The 20,532-nt window shown below is 68.4% G+C and carries 16 protein-coding genes; 12 read left to right on the forward strand and 4 right to left on the reverse strand.

Features of this window, described 5'->3' with window-relative positions:
* Positions 1-48: 48 nt before the first annotated feature.
* A complete protein-coding gene (gene dprA, locus EV675_RS06185; RefSeq protein ID WP_130356461.1) occupies positions 49-1,164 on the reverse strand; it encodes a DNA-processing protein DprA in 1,116 nt (371 codons plus the stop codon).
* A 285-nt stretch (positions 1,165-1,449) separates the two neighbouring features.
* Here dprA and def point away from each other — a divergent pair, with 285 nt between their 5' ends.
* The 11 genes from def to metH all read left to right on the forward strand — a co-directional run bounded on the left by def (position 1,450) and on the right by metH (position 17,881).
* On the forward strand, positions 1,450-1,950 hold the full coding sequence (def, locus tag EV675_RS06190) for a peptide deformylase (protein WP_130356462.1): 501 nt from the start codon (positions 1,450-1,452) through the stop codon (positions 1,948-1,950).
* Between the two features lie 450 nt (positions 1,951-2,400).
* Positions 2,401-3,348, forward strand: coding sequence for a methionyl-tRNA formyltransferase (gene fmt / locus EV675_RS06195; RefSeq protein ID WP_130356463.1), 948 nt, complete (start codon positions 2,401-2,403; stop codon positions 3,346-3,348).
* Positions 3,348-4,667: a 16S rRNA (cytosine(967)-C(5))-methyltransferase RsmB gene (gene rsmB / locus EV675_RS06200; protein WP_130356464.1), complete on the forward strand. Its 1,320-nt coding sequence runs from the start codon at positions 3,348-3,350 to the stop codon at positions 4,665-4,667. The genes fmt and rsmB overlap by 1 nt, the downstream gene beginning before the upstream one ends.
* Entirely contained in the window at positions 4,664-5,521 is an 858-nt protein-coding gene (locus EV675_RS29955; RefSeq protein WP_242621346.1) for a DUF4390 domain-containing protein, read from the forward strand. Before rsmB ends, EV675_RS29955 begins: the two co-directional genes overlap by 4 nt.
* A 23-nt stretch (positions 5,522-5,544) precedes the next feature.
* Positions 5,545-8,001, forward strand: a complete 2,457-nt coding sequence (locus tag EV675_RS06210) for a sensor histidine kinase (RefSeq protein ID WP_130357925.1) — start codon at positions 5,545-5,547, stop codon at positions 7,999-8,001.
* A gap of 17 nt (positions 8,002-8,018) precedes the next feature.
* Positions 8,019-8,753, forward strand: coding sequence for a response regulator (locus EV675_RS06215; protein WP_130356465.1), 735 nt, complete (start codon positions 8,019-8,021; stop codon positions 8,751-8,753).
* A complete protein-coding gene (trkA, locus tag EV675_RS06220) occupies positions 8,750-10,126 on the forward strand; it encodes a Trk system potassium transporter TrkA (RefSeq protein ID WP_130356466.1) in 1,377 nt (458 codons plus the stop codon). Before EV675_RS06215 ends, trkA begins: the two co-directional genes overlap by 4 nt.
* An 18-nt stretch (positions 10,127-10,144) precedes the next feature.
* The gene (locus EV675_RS06225) at positions 10,145-11,614 is read left to right on the forward strand and encodes a TrkH family potassium uptake protein (RefSeq protein ID WP_130356467.1); all 1,470 of its coding nucleotides are present in this window, start codon (positions 10,145-10,147) and stop codon (positions 11,612-11,614) included.
* A gap of 471 nt (positions 11,615-12,085) precedes the next feature.
* The gene (locus EV675_RS06230; protein WP_124687290.1) at positions 12,086-12,334 is read left to right on the forward strand and encodes a BTH_I0359 family protein; all 249 of its coding nucleotides are present in this window, start codon (positions 12,086-12,088) and stop codon (positions 12,332-12,334) included.
* Between the two features lie 420 nt (positions 12,335-12,754).
* Positions 12,755-13,999: a YbdK family carboxylate-amine ligase gene (locus EV675_RS06235; RefSeq protein WP_130356468.1), complete on the forward strand. Its 1,245-nt coding sequence runs from the start codon at positions 12,755-12,757 to the stop codon at positions 13,997-13,999.
* Between the two features lie 111 nt (positions 14,000-14,110).
* Entirely contained in the window at positions 14,111-17,881 is a 3,771-nt protein-coding gene (gene metH, locus EV675_RS06240) for a methionine synthase (RefSeq protein WP_130356469.1), read from the forward strand.
* Between the two features lie 35 nt (positions 17,882-17,916).
* Here the strand turns inward: metH and EV675_RS06245 are convergent, their stop codons facing one another.
* Positions 17,917-18,234 carry a YnfA family protein gene (locus EV675_RS06245; protein ID WP_130356470.1) on the reverse strand — a complete coding sequence of 106 codons (318 nt, stop codon included), beginning with the start codon at positions 18,232-18,234 and terminating at the stop codon, positions 17,917-17,919.
* Positions 18,235-18,251: 17 nt separating this feature from the next.
* Positions 18,252-19,172 (reverse strand): LysR substrate-binding domain-containing protein, encoded by a 921-nt coding sequence (locus EV675_RS06250; protein ID WP_130356471.1) that lies wholly within the window; start codon positions 19,170-19,172, stop codon positions 18,252-18,254.
* A gap of 135 nt (positions 19,173-19,307) precedes the next feature.
* Here EV675_RS06250 and EV675_RS06255 point away from each other — a divergent pair, with 135 nt between their 5' ends.
* Positions 19,308-19,943 (forward strand): flavodoxin family protein, encoded by a 636-nt coding sequence (locus EV675_RS06255; RefSeq protein WP_130356472.1) that lies wholly within the window; start codon positions 19,308-19,310, stop codon positions 19,941-19,943.
* A gap of 36 nt (positions 19,944-19,979) precedes the next feature.
* Here EV675_RS06255 and EV675_RS06260 read toward each other — a convergent pair whose 3' ends face one another.
* On the reverse strand, positions 19,980-20,450 hold the full coding sequence (locus tag EV675_RS06260; RefSeq protein ID WP_130356473.1) for an Hsp20 family protein: 471 nt from the start codon (positions 20,448-20,450) through the stop codon (positions 19,980-19,982).
* Between the last annotated feature and the right edge of the window lie 82 nt (positions 20,451-20,532).

Consider the following 20,532-nt stretch of genomic DNA (forward strand, 5'->3'; position numbering starts at 1 on the left):
GCCCGGCATTTGCTGCTCATGCGTTGCGCGCGCGGCACACAAGGGTATTCAGCCCGCCTGCGCGAGCTGGTAGCGGCCGCCGTCGAGCCGCGCGACGCGCCCCTGCAGCTCCAGTTCGAGCAGCCTGGCCTGCAGCGCCGGGACCGCAAGGCCGGTACGCGCGGCCAGCGCGTCGACGTGGATGGGGCCGTAGCCCATGCCGACCAGCAAGGGGTCCCGCGGCGGCGCCCCTTCCGGTCCGGGCGCCGACCGGCTGGATCCAGCCGGGGCGCCCAGTTCGTCCAGGATGTCCTGCGCCGATTCCACCAGCTTGGCACCCTGCCGGATCAGGGCGTGGCAGCCTCGCGACAGCGGGGAATGGATGGATCCCGGGATGGCGAATACTTCGCGTCCGGCGTCCGCCGCCAGCCTGGCGGTGATCAGCGAGCCGCTGCGGGCCGCCGCTTCGGCCACCAGCGTGCCCCGCGTCAGCCCGGCCACCAGCCGGTTGCGCCGGGGGAACTGGTGCGGCAGCGCGGGCAGGCCCAGCGGGAACTCTGACACGAGGACCCCCTGCGCGGCGATCCGGTCGGCCAGATCCTGGTTGCGCGGTGGATAGACCACATCGACGCCCGTTCCCACCACCGCGACCGTGCCGCCCGCCTCGGGGCCGGCCTCGAGCGCGCCTTCGTGGGCGGCGGTGTCTATGCCCAGGGCCAGGCCGCTGACGATGCACCAGCCCCGCTGCGCCAGATGGCGGGCGTAGGCGCGCGCGTTCGCCAGCCCGTCGGGCGTGGCGTGACGGGCCCCGACGATGGCGATGGCCTGGGGCGACAGCCGGGCCGGGTCGCCCGCCAGGTACAGCAGCGGAGGTGGATCGTGGATGGCCAGCAGCGCCTGGGGGTAGGCGGCATCGGCCAGCGTCAGGAGGTGGTGGCCGGGATGTTCGGCCCAGCGCAGCGTGCGTTCAAGGGTGGCGGCCTGCTCGCGGGACGGCGGGCGGGCCAGTTGCGCGGCCAGCGGCGGCGACAGCAGGGCCGCCAGCTCGTCGCGGGACAGGCGGTACAGGCGCTGGGGCAGCCCGACCGCACGCAGCAGCCCGCGCGCGGTGGCCGGCCCGATGCCGGGTTCGTGGGTAAGCCGCAGCCAGGCGGACAGTTCTTCCGGAGTGTGGACGAGAGGCATGCCGTTATCTAAACACGGCGGGCGCGGCGGGTGGCCACGGGCAGGACATCGATGTCTCGCCTTGCGGCCGAACGGATCGCGCGCCGGCGCGTCCAATGGACAGGGAGGGCGTTCGCGACTAGGCCTCCCGCTATATTAATTAGCGAGGGTCCGCCGCCATCCGCGCCCCGCGCGGGGCCGCCGGAGGCGCGGGGAAGCTGTGGTATCTTGACCCTTGGATCCCGGCCAACCGGCCCCATTTATTTCTGCAAGGCGCCCCGTTCCAGGGGCAGCGGTAACACGATCATGGCATTGCTACCCATTCTTCACTATCCCGACGCAAGGCTGCACAAGAAAGCCAAGCCGGTGGCCGTGGTCGACGACCGCATCCGCCGCATCGTCCGCGACATGGCCGAGACCATGTACGCCGCGCCGGGTATCGGGCTGGCCGCCACGCAGGTCGATATCCACGAGCGCATCGTGGTCATCGACGTTTCCGAAAACAACGACGACCTGCTCGTGCTGATCAACCCGGTCATCACCTGGAAGAGCGAGGAAACCCAGGTCTACGAGGAAGGCTGCCTGTCGGTGCCCGGCATCTACGACGAGGTCAAGCGCTCCGCGCGGATCAAGGTCGAAGCCACCAACGAACAGGGCGAACGCTACGAATTCGACGCCGAAGGCCTCCTGGCCGTCTGCGTCCAGCACGAACTCGACCACCTGGAAGGCAAGGTCTTCGTCGAATACCTCTCCCCCCTCAAGCAAAGCCGCATCAAGACCAAGCTGCGCAAGCTGGAAAAGGTCTAGGGAAGCCCACCCCCAAGCGGCCTTCGGCCGCTCCCCCTCAAGGGGGCGGCGCTGGCGGACCGGAGGGAACGCCCACCCCACGCGGCCTATGGCCGCTCCCCTCAAGGGGCGGCGCTAGCGGACCGGCAAAGCCGGATCCGCGGCGCCCAAGATCAAAGCAAGCATGCGGTGCTTCGCACCGAGATACCCCACGAAGACCCAGGATGCGGTGGATCCGGCTTTGCCGGTCCACCCGCATCGCCCCCTGGGGGGCGCGCGCAAGCCCGTAGGGGGGACCATGTATCATTCCCCCTCCGACAATCAACAACCCCATCCCACCCGCCCCGGAACTGGCGCGCAATGCCGCCCGCCAGACAGCGAGCCCTATCCAGGGCACAGCGGATCCGGCTCCGCCGGTCCGCCAGTGCCGCCCCCTGGGGGGCGCGCGAAGCGCGTAGGGGGGAGCATCAGATGCATCTGGTTTTCGCCGGTACGCCGGAATTCGCAAAAGTCGCCCTGCAGGCCCTGATCGGGGCCGGGCATACGATCGCCCTGGTCCTGACCCAGCCGGACCGGCCGGCCGGGCGCGGGCTCAAGCTGACGCCCAGCCCGGTCAAGACGGCGGCGCTGGAGGCGGGCGCGCCGGTGCTGCAGCCGCGCAGCCTGCGGCTGGACGGCAAGTATCCCGACGAGGCCGCCCAGGCCCACGCGGCCCTGCGCGCGGCACGGGCCGATGCGATGATCGTGGCCGCCTACGGCCTGATCCTGCCCCAGGCGGTGCTGGACATCCCCCGGCTGGGCTGCCTGAACATCCACGCCAGCCTGCTGCCGCGCTGGCGCGGCGCCGCGCCCATCCAGCGCGCCATCGAGGCGGGCGACGCGCGGACCGGGATCACCATCATGCAGATGGATGCGGGCCTGGATACCGGCGACATGCTGCTCGAAGGGGCGCTGCCCATCGAGGCGGGCCAGACCGCCGGCGAATTGCACGACCGCCTGGCCGTACTGGGCGGCGAACTGATCGTGCGGGCCCTGGCGCGCCTGGAGGCAGGCGGACTGCCCGCCACGCCGCAGCCCGCCCAGGGCGTGACCTACGCCGCCAAGCTGGACAAGGCCGAAGCGGCGCTCGATTGCTCGCGCCCCGCCGCCGAACTGGCGCGCCGCATCCTGGCCTTCAATCCGGTCCCCGGAGCCACGGTGCGGTTGCCCGGCCTGGCCGATCCGGTCAAGGTCTGGCGGGCCGAGGCACTGGACGAGACGTCGCCGGCCAGCCCCGGCAGTGTCGTGCGCGCGGGCGCCGCCGGCGTGGACCTGGCCACCGGCCAGGGGGTCCTGCGCCTGACCGAATTGCAGAAGGCCGGCGGCAAGCGCCAGCCGGCCGAGGTTTTCGTGCGGGGCTGGAACCCCGATCTTTCCTGATGGCGGCGCCGGCCACCGGGCCCGCGTCGGCCCCTTTGTCCGATGTGCTGCTGGCCGCCGCGCGCGCGGTGCAGGGCGTCTTGGCGGGCGTTTCCCTGACCGATGCGCTGTCGCGCGTCGCCGCGCCGCTGCGGCCGGCGGCCCAGGCGTTGTCTTTCCACGCCATGCGCCAGCTGGGGCGGGCCCGCGCCGTCAAGCAGGCGCTGATTCCCCGCAAGCCGGCCGATCCGCTGCTCGATGCCTTGCTGCTGACGGCGTTTTCGCTGCTGGTGGCGGACGAGGGCGAGGCCGCCGCGGCCGGCGTCAGCTACGCACCCCACACGGTGGTGGACCAGGCCGTGCGCGCCGCCGCCGGCCAGCGCTCGCTCGCGCCGTTCAAGGGATTGGTCAACGGCAGCCTGCGGCGTTTCCTGCGCGAGCGCGAAAGCGTGCTGGAGGCCGCCGACCGCCGCCCCGAGGCCGTCTGGAACCATCCGGAATGGTGGGTGCGGCGGCTGCGCATCGACTATCCCGACCATTGGCAATCGCTGCTGCGCGCCGCCAACCGGCCGCCGGCCATGGTCCTGCGCGTGAACCGCCGCCGCACCAGCCGCGAGGCGCTGCTCGAGGCCTTTCGCGCCGCCGGTGTCGATGCCCTGCCGGTGGGCGAAGCGGGCGTCGCGCTGTCGCAGCCCCGGCCGGTGCAGCAACTGCCGGGCTTCGCCGAGGGCTGGTGGTCGGTCCAGGATGCCGCCGCGCAACTGGCGGCGCCGCTGCTCCAGGTGCGGGACGGCATGCGTGTGCTGGACGCCTGCGCGGCGCCGGGCGGCAAGACGGCGCATCTGCTGGAGCTGGCGGACCTCGACCTGCTGGCGCTGGACGTCGACGCCGGCAGGCTGGAACGGGTGGACGCCAACCTGGCGCGGCTGGGCCTGTCGGCGCGTACGCAGGCCGCCGACGTGGCCGACCTGGACGCCTGGTGGGACGGGCGGCCCTTCGATGCCGTGCTGGCTGACGTGCCCTGTACCGCATCGGGCATCGTCCGGCGCCATCCGGACATCCGCTGGCTGCGGCGCGAGGGCGATGTGGCCAATACCGCCGCGCTCCAGGCCCGGATTGCCGACGCCCTGTGGCAGGTGGTGGCGCCCGGTGGTAAATTGCTCTATGCAACCTGCTCGATTTTTCCCGCCGAGGGGGCCAGGCAAGCCGAGGCTTTCCAGCTCAGGCATCCCGACGCGGCGCGGCTGCCTGCGCCCGGGCAATTGCTCACGCAGGCGGAGCCTGATCGGCCGGCCGAGCAGCACGATGGGTTTTTCTACGCGTTGTTTGCCAAGGTTTGATCATTCTTCGACTCCACCGCGTCCTGATCCTGCCGGTCGTCGCCCTGATGCTGCTGTGGGGCGGCCAAGCCCCGGCATCCGAGCCCGCCGTCCAGTCCGTGACGGTGACCGAACGCGGCCGTGACCTGCTCCTGAGCGCCGACGTCCTGCTGAACCTGAACAACCAGCTCGAGGACGCCGTTGCGCGCGGACTGCCGCTTTATTTCTCGGTCGAGGTCGAGATCCGCCGGCCCCGCTGGTACTGGTTCGACGAGGTCGTGCTGTCCTCGAACCAGACCTGGCGCATCGTCTACAACCCGTTGACGCGCCAGTGGCGCGTGCATTCCGGCAACCTCGCGCTGCCCGTGGGGTCGCTGGTCGAGGCCTTGTCGGTCGTGCGCCACGTGCGCAACTGGCGCATCGGCGACCGCGATGCGCTGAGTCCCGACACTCGCTACGCCGGCCGGCTGCGCGTGCGGTTCGACATCTCCCAGCTTTCCAAGCCGTTCCAGGTCAACGCCCTGAACAGCAGCGACTGGTCGCTGGCGACACCCTGGACGGAGTTCAACGTGCGCCTGGGCAAGGAGGCCGTGCCGCCGCCCAGCTCCAATGCCGCGCCGCCCGCCGCCCAGCCCGGCCTGCCGCCGCCGCCCGTGCCGCCTCCCTATGCCGTACAGCCTTCCGCCGGCCCCGGTGTCGCGCCGTCCGCGCCCATGCAGTCCGTTCCCGCCCAGTCGGCGCCCCTGCCGCCTTCCGCGCCCGTCTCGCCCGCCAACGGCACCCCCGCCGGCGGCAATGGCCTGGTCCTGCCAGGCGGCTCGCCCCACGCGAGTCCCGGGGGACTGGGCCTGACTCCTCCCACGGAGTCCCAATGATGCGAACCCGCCGCGTACGTATCCTGAACCGCTTCCTGCGCGTCCTGCTGGGCATGGGGGGCGTGAGCGCCCTCCTGCTGCTGTTCCTGCTGGCCTGGTCCACCGGCAATTCGTCCCGCCTGGAACAGCAGTACGGCCTGCTGCTGGGGCTCAACGCCGTCATCGCGCTGGCGCTGTTCGCCTGGGTGGTCGCGCTGACCGTCAGGCTGATGGGGCAGCTGCGGCGCGGCCAGTTCGGCGCCCGGCTCACCTCCCGCTTTGCGCTGGCATTCGCGCTGGTGGGGGTCGTACCCGGCGTGCTGATCTACATGTTGTCGGTGCAATTCCTGTCGCGCTCCATCGAGTCGTGGTTCAACGTGCGGGTGGACACCGCGCTCGAGTCAGGCCTGAACCTGGGTCGGGCGGCGCTCGATTCGCAGCTCCAGGAGATGAACGCCAAGGCGCGCACCATGTCCATCGAGCTGGGCGACAACCAGGAAGCGAACGTGGGGCTGTCGCTGACCCGGCTGCGCGAGCAGGTCGGGGTGCAGGACGCGATGGTGTTCACCTCCAGCGGCCGGGTCATCGCCTGGTCCACCAATTCCTACGGTTCGCTGGTGCCGGAGACGCCCACGCCGCAGGTGCTGCGGCAATTGAAGATCGCGCGCTCCTATGCCGCGGCCGAGGCCAACAGCACCGCCAGTCCGACCACCGTGGAAGGCGTGCAGGGGCCGCTGGGCACCACCCGCGACAGCGCCAATGGCGGCGCCCTGCGGCTGCGCGTGATCGTGCCCATCGCGCCCGTCGGCGGCTTCGAGCTGCCCGGCGTGCTGCCGGCCGAGTCGCGCTACCTGCAACTGTTGCAGGGCGTGCCGGAACAGATCGCCAGCAACGCCGAGGAAGTCCAGAGCGGCTATCGCGACTACCAGGAGCTGTCGCTGTCGCGGGTGGGCCTGCGCAAGCTGTACGGCATCACGCTGACCCTGGCGCTGCTGCTGGCGGTGTTCGCGGCGATCGCGGCGGCGTTCTCGCTGTCGTCGCGGATGGTGCGGCCGCTGCTGCGCCTGGCCGAGGGCACGCAGGCGGTAGGGGTGGGCGACTATCGGCCGATTCCCGAGCCGCCCCAGAGCGACGAGCTGGGCCAGCTGACCCGGTCGTTCAACGCCATGACCCGCCAGCTGGACGAGGCGCGCCGCATGGTGGAGAGCAACCGGCGCCAGCTCGAACGCAGCAACGTCTACCTGGAAAGCATCCTGTCGAACCTGTCGTCGGGGGTGCTGGTGTTCGACGAGGCCTTCCGCGTCGCCACCGTGAACCGCGGCGCCCAGCAGATCCTGCGGGTGGACCTGCGCGCGGTAACCGGGCGGCCGCTGGAAACCATAGACGGGCTGACCGCCTTCGCGCAGACCATACGCACGGCCTTCGCCGAGCACGCCGCGGCGGGCACCGGGCGCCAGTACTGGCAGCAGCAGTTCGAGATCGTCCGGCCGCAGCCCGCCGCCGAGAGGGACGGGGCGCGCGAAGGTAACAATTCCGATCCCACCGGCGACGACAATACGATTACCCTGCTCGCGCGAGGATCACACCTGCCGGTGGCGGGAGCGAGTGGGGGCTACGTGGTGGTGTTCGACGACATTACCGAGGTCATCTCGGCCAACCGCGCCGTCGCCTGGGGCGAGGTCGCGCGGCGGCTGGCGCACGAGATCAAGAACCCCCTGACGCCCATCCAGCTCTCGGCCGAGCGGATCGCCATCAAGCTGGCCGACAAGCTCGCGCAGCCCGACGCCGACATGCTCAAGCGCTCGACCACCACCATCATCAACCAGGTCAGTTCCATGCAGCGCATGGTGGACGATTTCCGCGAATACGCCCGGACGCCGCCGGCCCAGCACCAGCTGCTGGACCTGAACGAACTGGTGGCCGAGGTCCTGACCCTGTACGGATGGGATACGGCGGGTGGCGTGCTGAAGGCCGGCACCGGCAACATCGCGCTGTCGGTCGATCTGGAGTCGGTGCTGCCGCGCGTGCGCGGCGACGCCACCCAGTTGCGCCAGGTCATCCACAACCTGATCGCCAACGCCCGCGACTCCATCGAGGAGAAGGCCAAGGAAGCGGCCCGCCAGGCCGGGGAAGGCGCGCCGGCGGGGCCCACTTCCAGCGATCGCATCTCGGTCAGCACGCGTTTGATCCAGACGCGGCTGCCCGACGGCCGCGAGCACGCATCCATCAAATTCATGGTGACCGATACCGGCACCGGCTTCGCCGCGCGCATCCTGCAGCGCGCCTTCGAGCCCTACATCACGACCAAGGTGCGGGGGACGGGGCTGGGGCTGGCCATCGTCAAGAAGATCGTCGAGGAGCACGGAGGCAGAATTGATCTTGCCAACCGGCCCGAAGGTGGGGCAATGGTCTCTATACTATTCACTCGGCTCGCCGGGGGTACGGACGTTGCACACGATGCCGCTCGTTTTTCCGAGACTGCGGGGGCGCAGTCCGCGTAACAGAGGTTTCTAAAGATATGGCCAGAATTTTGGTGGTTGACGACGAGGTCGGCATCCGCGAACTCCTGTCGGAAATTCTTTACGACGAAGGGCATACGGTCGATCTGGCCGAAAATGCCTCGGCCGCGCGCGCGCTGCGCGCCGCCAATCGTCCCGACGTGGTTCTGCTCGATATCTGGATGCCCGACACCGATGGCGTGACGCTGCTCAAGGAATGGGCGGCCCAGGACCTGCTCGACATGCCCGTCATCATGATGAGCGGCCACGCGACCATCGATACGGCGGTCGAGGCGACCCGCATCGGCGCGATCGACTTCCTCGAGAAGCCGATCACCATGACGCGCCTGCTCAAGACCATCGCCGGCGCGCTGGAGCGGGGCCGGGCGGGAGCCAAGCCGGCGGCGCCGCAAACCCCCGCGCGGCCCGCCATGCCGGGTTATGCGCCCGCGCCGCCCGTGGCCGGCGACGGCATGCGCGCGCCCGCCCCCGGGCTTGCGCCGGCCGTCGACCGCTCGGCCGGCTCGGTGGCCTTGCACGACAACCAGCCGCGTTCGCCGCTGCTCAGCCTGTCGCTCGACCTGCCGCTGCGCGAGGCGCGCGACGCCTTCGAGCGGGTCTATTTCGAGCATCACCTGGCGCGCGAGGGCGGCAGCATGACCCGCGTGGCCGACAAGACGGGGCTGGAGCGCACCCACCTGTACCGCAAGCTCAAGCAACTGGGAATCGAACTCTCGCGTAAACGAGGCGTATGAAGATCCTGATACTCGGCGCTGGCCAGGTGGGGACCAGCGTGGCCGAGAACCTGGTGTCCGAGCACAACGACATCACCGTCATCGATACCGACGGGGCCCGTCTGTCCGTGCTCCAGGATCGCCTGGACCTGCGGGGCCTGATGGGCAACGGTACCCACGTGTCCACCCTGCAGGAGGCCGGGGCGGCCGATGCCGATCTCTTCATTTCCTGCGTGACCGCCGACGAAAGCAACCTGGTCGCCTGCAAGATCGCCAAGAAAGTGTTCAACGTGCCGCGCTGCATCGCGCGCGTGCGTTCGTCCGAGTTCCTCGACCACGAGGAACTGATGGCCGAGGACGGTTTCGACGTCGACCACCTGATCTGCCCCGAGCGCAGCGTGACCAGCTACATCGAGAAGCTGGTCGAGATCCCCGAGGCGCTGCAGGTGGTGGACTTCGCGGGCGGCCGGGTCTGCGCCGTGACCGTGCGCGCCGCCGCCGGCAGCCCGCTGGCGGACCAGCCCATCCAGTCCCTGCGCGAGCGCCTGCCGGGCGCCGATGTCCGCATCATCGCGATATTCCGCAACAACCGGCTGGTGCCGCCCGAGGGCGACACGCGCATCGAGCCGGGCGACGAGGTCCTGTTCCTGGCCAACACCCGCCACGTGCGCCAGATCATCCGCGAGCTGCGCGAGAGCGACAAGCGCGTCAAGCGGGTCATGATCGCCGGCGGCGGCAACATCGGCCTGCGGCTGGCCCGCGGCATCAGCGACCAGTGCGACGTCAAGGTCATCGAGCGCAACCGCCGGCGCTGCGAATTCCTGGCCACCCAGCTCCCCAGCCGTTCCCTGATCCTGAACGGCGACGCCACCGACGAGAACCTGCTGGAAGACGAGAACGTCGCCGAGATGGATCTGTTCCTGGCGCTGACCAGCGACGACGAGGACAACATCATGTCGTCGCTGCTGGCCAAGCGCATGGGCGCCCGCCGGGTGATCGCGCTGATCGGGCGCAAGAGCTACGGCGAACTGATGGAGGGCGGCCGCATCGACATCGCCATTTCGCCGTCCGAGGCCACCATAGGCGAGCTGCTGCGCTACGTGCGGCGCGGCGACGTGGTGTCGGTCCACCGCCTGCGGCACGGCGTGACCGAGGCCCTGGAAGCCATCGCCCACGGCGATGCCAAGTCCTCGAAGGTCGTGGGCCGCCGGATCGAGGACATCGGCCTGCCGCAGGGCGCCACCATCGGCGCCGTGGTGCGCCAGGACGAGGTGCTGATGGCGCACCACGACACCGTCATCGAATCGGACGACCACGTCATCGTCTTCGTGGCGCACCAGAGGCTGATCGCGCAAGTGGAAAAGCTGTTCCAGGTCTCGGCGACCTTCTTCTGATCCTTTCGGCCCCGCTGCATGCGCAAACTGCTTCCGGTCCTGCACGTCCTCGGACTCGTCATCGCCCTGTTCTCGATGACGATGGCGATTCCGCTGGCGACGTCCTTCATCTTTTCCGATGGGGCGCGGGACGCGTTCATCCACGCCATGGTCGTCGGCCTGATCGGCGGGCTGCTGTTGTGCCTGGCCACGCGCAGCCAGCGGCGCGAGCTGACGCCGCGCGACGGCTTCCTGCTGGTGTCGCTGGTCTGGAGCGTGCTGGCGCTGATCGCCACGCTGCCGCTCCTGTTCTACTACCACCAGATCGGTGCGCCGCTGTCCATGACCGACGCCTATTTCGAGGCCATGTCCGGCATCACCACCACCGGCGCCACGGTGCTGTCGGGGCTGGACGACCTGCCGCCGTCGATCAACGTCTGGCGCTGCACCCTGGTGTGGATAGGCGGCATGGGTATCCTGGTGCTGGCGGTGGCCATCCTGCCCATGCTGGGCGCGGGCGGCAGCCAGTTGTTCCGGGCCGAGACGCCGGGCCCGATGAAGGACGAGAAGCTCACCCCGCGCATCACCGGCACGGCCAAGGGACTGTATGCCATCTACATGCTGATCTCGGTGCTGTGCCTGCTGGCCTACCGGATGGCGGGCATGAACTGGTACGAAGCCTATTGCCACATGGCCTCGACCATCGGCCTGGGCGGCTTCTCGACACGCGACGCGAGCTTCGCGGCCTTCGATTCGCCCGCCATCGAGATGGTCGCCGTGGTGTTCATGACCATCGCCGGCATCAGCTTCACCCTGCACTTCCAGGCGTTCCGGCGCCGCAGCCTGGGGCCCTACTGGCGCAGCACCGAGGCCAAGGCCTATCTGGCGGTCCTGGCCATCTCGGTCGCCGCGATCACCGCGCTCCTGCTGCAGCGGGGGAACTACGATTCGGTCTGGACCGCCCTGCGCTTCGCGCTGTTCAACACCGTGTCGGTGGCGACCACCACCGGCTTCGTCAGCACCGATTATTCGACCTGGCCCATCTTCGCCCCGGTCTGGATGCTGGTGCTTTCCTGCTTCGCCACCTGCGCCGGCTCCACCGGCGGCGGCATCAAGATGATCCGCGTGGTGATCCTGGTCAAGCAGGCGCGCCGGGAACTCATCCACATCCTGCATCCGCGCGCCATCAACCCGGTACACATAGGCGGCCTGCCGGTGCCCAACCGGGTCGTGTTCTCGGTCATGGCCTTCATGCTGCTGTACTGGGCCTCGCTGATGGCGCTGACCATGGCCATGCTCTATACGGGCCTGGATCCGGTCACGGCCTTCACGGCCGTCCTGGCCAGCCTCAGCAACACCGGACCGGGCCTGGCGGACGTCGGGCCGGCCGGCACGTTCGCCGTGCTGAGCGACGCCCAGACCTGGATCTGTACCTTCGCCATGCTGATCGGCCGCTTGGAATTGTTTGCTGTACTCGTCCTGTTCACCCGGGCATTCTGGCGGAAATGAATCCTGTCCCTGTCGTGATATTAGTTGGTGCTCACTTACGTGAAGGACGCAGTCTGGCGTTGGAAGGCGCCCAGGAGCATACGGACGAAGGGTTGCAGGCGGTGATCGTCGAGGGGGGGCCGGGAACTTTGTCCGCCCCTGCGGGGGTCGAACTGGTACAGCTGGCGCCCGGGTGCGTTTGTTGCGTGGGGCAGTTGCCGCTGCGGGTAACCGTGGCAAGGCTGCTCCGGCAAGCCCGGCCGGCCCGGTTGTGGATAGAGGTCAGCGCGGCCCAGCACGTCGCCGAGTTGCGCCGGCAATTGGATGGACCAGGTTTTGCAGGAGCGGTGAAGCTGTACGGGGGTTAGCCGGTATCGAGCATGGTGTGGCCGATAGGCGGTATCAATCCGGTTGGCCCTCTTGATTTCCAAACGTAGGCACCAACTTAATGAACAGGTGGTCGGTCAGACCCCTGTCTCCAGGAGCCAGACCATGGAAATGATCTACAACAGTCCCAACTATGTCGTGGTGGAGTTCGCCCAGCTCGATGGCGCCTCCGCGGGGGGATTCGAAATCGTCGACAAGCAGGCGCGCCGCGAGATCTATATCGCGGGCGAATCGGCCGAGCAATTCCGCTCTCAGGTGCGGGAGCTGATCGCCACCGAGCCTTCGATGGAAGACGTGGACGAGTTCCTGAGCCAGTTCGACGACTACATGCACCATCCCGTCACCCTGCACTGAGGCCGCCGGGCCGGCGCTTCCGCGCCGGCCTTGGTGGTAAGTACACACTCATAATCAATGGGGCTATAATGGCCCCTGTCATCGCGTCGGCAGGCGCGGCATACTCACGAATACCTTCAATCCGCCTGCCCGCGCTTCCACGCCCGTCCCCAGGCCGGCCGGGCGTTTCCGGCGGGTTTCTCCCGCACTCCCGCGTTTTTGCTGATTTGTCAGTGGATGCTTACTCCTGGGCCCCGATTTTTCGGGTATCGGCCTAGGGGAAACACTTAAGATCGGTCAATTTTCCGGAATCTGTCATCAACCAGCGGCTAAACTCGCCCAACGATTCCTTCACGTGATGCTGCCCCGACGCCCTTGCGCGTCCGGCGTCGCCCCCCGGGTAGATGACTCACCCCGGCCACCTTTCCAAAGGAGACCCCGATGCAGTCCATCGCATTCACGGCATCCGCGCCCCACACGCTGGGCATCGAGCTCGAACTCCAGATCGTCGATCCGCAAACCTTCGACCTGCGGGGCGCCGCCGAAGAGCTGCTTGCCCAGATCGCCAACCATCCGTACGCGGACCGGGTCAAACCCGAGATCACCCGGTCCATGATCGAACTGAATTCATCGGTGCATACCGATCCCGCCCGCCTGCTGGAAGAGATGCGGGAGATGCGCGACCTGCTGGTCGAGGCTGCCGACGCCGTGGGCGTGCGCGTGGCCGGCGGCGGCACGCACGCGTTCATGCGCTGGCACGACCGGACCATCTTCGATTCGCCCCGCTTCCAGTACCTGTCCGAGATGTACGGCTACCTGGCCCGCCAGTTCACCGTGTTCGGCCAGCACATCCACCTGGGCGTGCCCAGCGGCGACGCCGCGATCGCCATGACCCAGAAGCTGTCGCCCTACGTGCCGCACTTCATCGCGATGTCGGCCTCGTCCCCCTACTTCGAAGGGGTCGATACCCAATTCGCATGCAGCCGCCTGAACGCGCTGAACGCCTTCCCCATGTGCGGGCACCTGCCTCCCGAGGTGGTGGACTGGCACGGCTTCGAAGCCTACTTCGCGCAGCTCCAGACCTCTGGCCTGATCGAGAGCATCAAGGACCTGTACTGGGACGTGCGGCCCAAGCCCGAGTTCGGCACCGTCGAGATCCGCGTCTGCGACACCCCGCTCACCGTCGAGAAGGCGTGCCAGCTGGCGGCCTTCGCGCAGGCGCTGGGCATCGTCCTGGCCGACGAACCCACGCCCGGCGCCGACGCGTGGATGGCCTACCGGACCAACCGCTTCCAAGCCACCCGCTTCGGGCTGCACGGCAACTACGTCGATCCCGCCCATGGCCGCATCCGCCTGAGCGAGCACCTGCGCATGACCTTCGAGCGACTGATGCCGGTGGCGCGCGGCCTGGGCACGGCGGACCTGCTGGAGGCCCTGCGCGAGGAAATCTTCACGCACGGCGGCGACAGCAAGTGGCTGCGGGCCCAGTACAACCGGGGCGAGGAAATCGCCGAGGTGGTCGAGGCGGCGGTGGGCGCCTGGCGCGGGGAAGCCCCGGCCGAGGGCGAGCCGCGCCTGCCCGAACTGCCGGCGCGCCGGCGGGTGCGGGCCAGTTCCGAGCCCATCCTGAACCTGGATGGCATGAAGCCGTTCGCGTTCAAGCGGCTGGGTGGCCGGCTGCACTGAAACGCGGCGGGCGATGCCAGGGGAGTCCTTGGTAAAATGGTGGATTCGACTTAGCCGGCAGCCCGGAGCGGTCAGCGCATCGCCAGGGCTGCCCATCGAGGCCGCCCGCCCATGTCTTACCCCGCCCTTCCGTACCCTCCCTCGTCCTACACGCGCGGTGCCGACTTCGCGCGCCTGCTGACCGAACGCATCCAGATCCTGGATGGCGCGATGGGCACCATGATCCAGCGCTACAAGCTGGACGAGGCGGCGTTCCGGGGCGAGCGCTTCGCCGCGCACGGCAAGGACGTGCGCGGCAACAACGAACTGCTCAGCCTGACCCGGCCCGACGTCATCCTGGAAATCCACCGGGGCTACCTGGCCGCGGGCGCGGACATCCTCGAGACCAACACCTTCGGCGCCACTTCCATCGCCCAGGGCGACTACGAGCTGCCCGAACTGGCCTACGAACTGAACCTGGCCTCGGCCAGGCTGGCGCGCCAGGCCTGCGACGAATTCAGCACGCCCGAGCGGCCGCGCTTCGTGGCCGGCGCGCTGGGGCCCCAGCCCAAGACGGCGTCGATCTCGCCCGACGTGAACGACCCCGCGGCGCGCAACGTGACCTTCGACGAACTGCGCGCGGCCTACGCCGAGCAGTTGAACGGGCTGCTGGACGGCGGCATCGATCTCGTCCTGATCGAGACCATCTTCGACACGCTGAACGCCAAGGCGGCCATCTTCGCTGTCGAGGAAGTGTTCGAGGCACGCGGCGAGCGCCTGCCCGTCATGGTCTCGGGCACGGTCACCGATGCCTCCGGGCGCATCCTCTCGGGGCAGACGGTCGAGGCCTTCTGGAACTCGGTGCGCCACGCGCGCCCGATCACCATCGGCCTGAACTGCGCGCTGGGCGCGGCGCTGATGCGGCCCTACATCGCCGAACTGTCCAAGATCAGCGACACCTTCGTCTGTGTCTATCCGAACGCCGGCCTGCCCAATCCGCTCAGCGACACCGGCTTCGACGAAACGCCGGAAGACACCTCGCGCCTGTTGGAGGAGTTCGCGCGGGCGGGTTTCGTCAACGTCGTGGGCGGCTGTTGCGGCACCACGCCCGAGCACATCCGCGCCATCGCCGACAAGGTGGCGGGCCTGCCGCTGCGCCAGCCCCCGGCGATCGAGGCGAAGATGCGGTTGTCGGGTCTTGAAGCGTTGAACATCGACGAGCAGACCCTGTTCGTCAACGTGGGCGAGCGCACCAACGTCACCGGCAGCAAGATGTTCGCGCGCCTGATCCGCGAGGAAAAATTCGACGAGGCGCTGGCCGTGGCCCGCCAGCAGGTCGAGAACGGCGCGCAGATCATCGACATCAACATGGACGAGGCCATGCTGGATTCGCAGGCCAGCATGGCGCGTTTCCTGAACCTGATCGCCTCCGAGCCCGACATCTCGCGCGTGCCGGTCATGATCGACAGTTCCAAGTGGAGTGTGATCGAGGCCGGCCTGAAGTGCGTGCAGGGCAAATGCGTCGTCAACTCGATCTCGATGAAGGAAGGCATCGAGCCCTTCCTGCACCAGGCCCGGCTGTGCCGCCGCTACGGCGCGGCGGTGGTGGTCATGGCCTTCGACGAGAAGGGGCAGGCCGACACCCTGCAGCGCCGCATCGACATCTGCGGACGCGCCTACAAGCTGCTGGTGGAAGAGGTGGGCTTTCCGCCCGAGGACATCATCTTCGATCCGAACGTGTTCGCCATTGCGACCGGCATCGACGAGCACAATCACTACGCCGTGGACTTCATCGAAGGCACGCGCTGGATCCGGCAGAACCTGCCGCACGCCAAGGTATCGGGCGGCATCTCCAACGTCAGCTTCTCGTTCCGCGGCAACGAGCCCATGCGCGAAGCCATCCATACGGTCTTCCTGTACCACGCCATCCGCGAAGGCCTGACCATGGGCATCGTCAACGCCGGCCAGTTGGGCGTATACGCCGACCTGGACCCGGTGCTGCGAGACCTGGTCGAGGACGTGGTGCTGGACCGCGCCGAGCCGCTCGGCCGCAAGGATCCGAACGACGAACGCACGTCCACCGAGCGGCTGGTGCAGTTCGCCGACACGATCAAGGGTTCGGGCGCCAAGAAGGAAGAAGACCTGGCCTGGCGCAGCCTGCCCTACGGCGAGCGGCTGACGCACTCGCTGGTGCACGGCATCAACACCTACATCGTCGAGGACACCGAGGAAGCCCGCCAGGCCGTGGACGCGCGCGGCGGCCGTCCCATCGAGGTGATCGAGGGGCCGCTGATGGACGGCATGAACGTCGTCGGCGACCTGTTCGGCTCGGGCAAGATGTTCCTGCCGCAGGTGGTGAAGTCCGCGCGCGTGATGAAGCAGGCGGTGGCGCACCTCATTCCCTTCATCGAGGAAGAAAAGCGCCAGATCGAGGCCGCCGGCGGCGACGTCCGTTCCAAGGGCAAGATCGTCATCGCCACGGTCAAGGGCGACGTGCACGACATCGGCAAGAACATCGTCAGCGTCGTGCTCCAGTGCAACAACTTCGAAGTCGTCAACATGGGCGTCATGGTGCCGGCCGCGGAAATCCTGGCCAAGGCCAAGGAAGAGAAGGCCGACATCGTCGGCCTCTCGGGCCTGATCACGCCCAGCCTGGAGGAAATGGCCTACGTCGCCGCCGAGATGCAGCGCGACGACTATTTCCGCGAACGCAACCTGCCGCTCCTGATCGGCGGCGCCACCACCAGCCGCGTGCACACGGCCGTGAAGATCGCGCCGCACTACGAAGGTCCGGTCATCTACGTGACCGACGCCAGCCGCTCGGTGGGCGTGGCGCAGAACCTGGTATCGGAGCAGGCGACGCAATACATCGATGAGATCAAGGCCGAGTACGTGCGCGTGCGCGAGCAGTACGCCAACCGCAAGGCCACGCCGCTGATCCCGCTGGCCGAGGCGCGCGCGAACAAGCCGCCCATCGCGTGGGACGGCTACCAGCCGCCGCGGCCCAAGTTCATCGGCCGCCGCACGTTCAAGAACTTTGACCTGGCGGAAATCGCGCGCTACATCGACTGGCAGCCCTTCTTCCAGACCTGGGACCTGCACGGCGCCTTTCCCGCCATCCTGGACGACGCCGTGGTGGGCGACTCCGCGCGCAAGGTGCATGCCGACGGCCTGGACCTGCTCAAGCGCGTGATCGAAGGCCGCTGGCTGACCGCCAACGGCGTCGTCGCCTTCTACCCCGCCAACAGCGTCAACGACGATGACATCGAGGTCTACGCCGACGAGTCGCGGCAGAAAGTCCTGTTCACCTGGCGCAATCTGCGCCAGCAGACCGCCAAGCGCGAAGGCGTGGACAACAAGTGCCTGGCCGACTTCATCGCGCCCAAGGACAGCGGCATCGCCGACTACATCGGCATGTTCGCCGTCACTTCCGGCCTGGGTATCGAGAAGTGGGAAGCCCAGTTCCAGAAGCAGTTCGACGACTATTCCAGCATCATGCTCAAGGCCATCGCCGATCGCCTGGCCGAGGCCTTCGCCGAAGCCATGCACGAGCGCGTGCGCAAGGACCTGTGGGGCTATGCCGCCGACGAGGCGTTGGACAACGAGTCGCTGATCAAGGAAGCCTATCGCGGCATCCGCCCCGCCCCCGGCTACCCGGCCTGCCCGGAGCACACCGTCAAGCGCGACATGTTCGAGGTCATGGCCTGCCAGGACATCGGCATGGAGCTGACCGAGAGCCTGGCCATGTATCCTGCCGCCGCCGTGTCCGGCTTCTACTTCAGCCATCCCGAGTCGCAGTACTTCAACGTCGGGAAGATCGGCGAGGACCAGTTGGCGGACTACGCGGCGCGCAGCGGTCGTACCGAGGATGAACTGCGGCGGGCGTTGATGAGCAGTTTGTAGGGGCGGGCGGGGTTCGTGGCGGTGAACCGGCCGGTTCAACGCGGCTGGAAGATGATGATGCCCATGCCGGCCAGTGCCACCGCCGCGCCCGCCACGTCCCACGACGTGGGCCGTATGCCGTCCACGGCCCACAGCCACACGATGGCGGCGCCGATGTAGACACCCCCGTAGGCGGCATAGACCCGGCCCGCGGCGGTGGGATGGAGCGTCAGCAGCCAGGCGAACAGCGCCAGGCTGGCGAACGCGGGAACCAGCAGCCAGGCGGAGCGTCCTTCCCGCAGCCACAGGTAGGGAAGGTAGCAGCCGACGATCTCCGCAAAGGCGGTGGCGACGTATAGAAGAAAGGTGCGCATGCCGGTATTTTGGCGCTTTACCGCGTCGGCCGGCTGACCGGCTCGTCGCTCCGCGCGCCGGCGAACTCCCGCTCGATCCAGGCCAGGAAGGCACGGGCGGGCGGATGGCGCTCGCGGCCCGGGGCGCACAGCACGGTGTAGCGGTCGCCCGGTACGCGTACCCCGGGCTTGAACGGACGCAGCAGCCCGGTGCCGACGGCATCCGACACCATGACCGAGCTTGCCAGCACCAGGCCCTGGCCCGCGATCGCCGCCTGCAAGGCGTAGTGCTCTTCCTCGTAATGCCGCATGGGCGGCCGCCCGTCCAGCCAGCGCAGGTCCGCCGCCGCGCACCACTGCCGCCAGCCATGCTCGTACAGGGTGGAGTCGCGCCATTGCACCGAGATCAGCGTCGGCCTGGCCTTGGCGGCCGCGCGCACGGCGGCCGGCGTGCCGTAGACGCCGAAGGATTCGGCCAGCGCCGCCGGTGCCAGCAGGCCCGGCGGTTCGCTCCCGCCGTAGCGGATGGCCACGTCCACGCTGGCGTCCAGCAGCAGGTCGATCACGCGTTCGGTGGCATCCAGCCGTACTTCGCAACCGGGATGTTCCTGGTAGAAGCGGCCCAGCCGGGGCACGAGCCACAGGGCCGCGAAGGAATGGGTGGTGGTGACGGCGACCACGCCCGTTCCCGGCCGTGGCCGCAGGGCGTCCATGGCCTGGCCGATGTCCAGCAGCGCGCCGTGCACGGTTTCCAACAGCCGGGTCCCTGCGGCGGTGAGTGTCACGCCGCGCGCCGCGCGCTGGAACAGGGCCACTCCCAGGTGGTGTTCCAGCGCCCGGATCTGGTGGGACACCGCGGTGGGCGTGACATGCAGCTCCTGCGCGGCCAGCTTGAAGCTGCGCAGCCGCGCGGCGGCTTCGAAGGTGCGCAGGGCGTTCAGGGGCAGTCGGGCGAACACTGGGCTGGTGGCTTGGAGATGAATTCAATTCATCTTATTGGAAAGAAGCTCATTCGCCAAGAACGGGGCATCACCCCTAAATTCGTCTTCATCCCCGGCGTGCCCGGGCAACTCTTTTCCACGGAAATGCATGAAATGGACTCATCTTCTTCGATACTCATCCTGGTCGGCAGCCCCCGCCGGGACGGCAACAGCGCGCTGCTGGCCCGCGCGGTCGAGGCCGGAGCCCGGGATGCGGGCCTTGCCCCACGCCTGCGCTTCCTGGACGACTACATCAGCGGATTCCTGGGCGACCGTACGCCTTCGTCCGAATTGCCCGCCGACCGCTATGGCGAACTCTTTCTGGAAGAGTTCCTGCCCGCCGCCGGCGTGGTGTTCTGCACGCCCATCTACTGGTATGGGATGTCGGCGCAGACCAAGGCCTTCTTCGATCGCTCGTTCGCCTACTACTCGGGCACCTATCCGCATCATGCGGACGTCATGGAGCGCATGCAGGGCAAGCGATTGGCGCTGACCCTGGCCTCGGAAGAGAGCTACCCCGGAGCGGGGCTGGGCATCGTGCATCAGGTGCAGGAGTTCGCCCGGTACAGCCACTCGGCCTTCGTCGGCTACGTGCATGGCGCGGGCAATCGCCGCGGCGAAGTCGCACGCGACCCCCGCGACCCGGTCGGAGCGGCCAGGAGGCTGGGGGCCGAGCTGCTGCGGCGGCCCTATACGGACTATCGCATCGATACGCCGCGCAGCCACGACGTGTGGGATGCGGCGGCGTAGGAAAGAAAGGCGGAGCGTGGCCGCTCCGCCGTGCCGTCAGGCGGCGTTGGCCAGCGCGGGCTGTTCGCGCGGCGCGGGAGCGGCGCTGCCGATCTCGATGCGTCGAGGCTTGGCGGCCTCGGGCACTTCCCGGACCAGGTCGATGTTCAACAGACCGTTCTCGAGATGCGCTCCGCGCACTTCGATATGGTCGGCCAACCGGAACGAGAGCTTGAACGCGCGCTGCGCGATGCCCTGGTGCAGGTAGGTGACGGCGTCTTCGCTTTTCTCGCGCCGGCCGCCGGTCACGGTCAGCACGCCGCTCTCGACCTGCAGGTCCAGGTCCTCGTCGCGCAGTCCGGCCGCCGCGATCACGATGCGGTAGTCGTCGTCGCCGCGCTTCTCGACGTTGTAGGGCGGATACGTGCTGCCCGCGTCGTTGCGCAAGACGGACTCGAAAAGGTCATTGAAACGGTCGAATCCGACCGATTGGCGGAACAAGGGCGCCAGCGAAAAAGTAGCGTTCATGGCTCGAATCTCCTGATGATCAGCAAGTTTCACGGGGACCCGATTGCGGCGTCCCCTGAACCCAATCTCTGGACGATCGCGC

Source organism: Pigmentiphaga kullae, from assembly GCF_004216695.1.
Taxonomy (GTDB): Bacteria; Pseudomonadota; Gammaproteobacteria; order Burkholderiales; family Burkholderiaceae_B; genus Pigmentiphaga; species Pigmentiphaga kullae.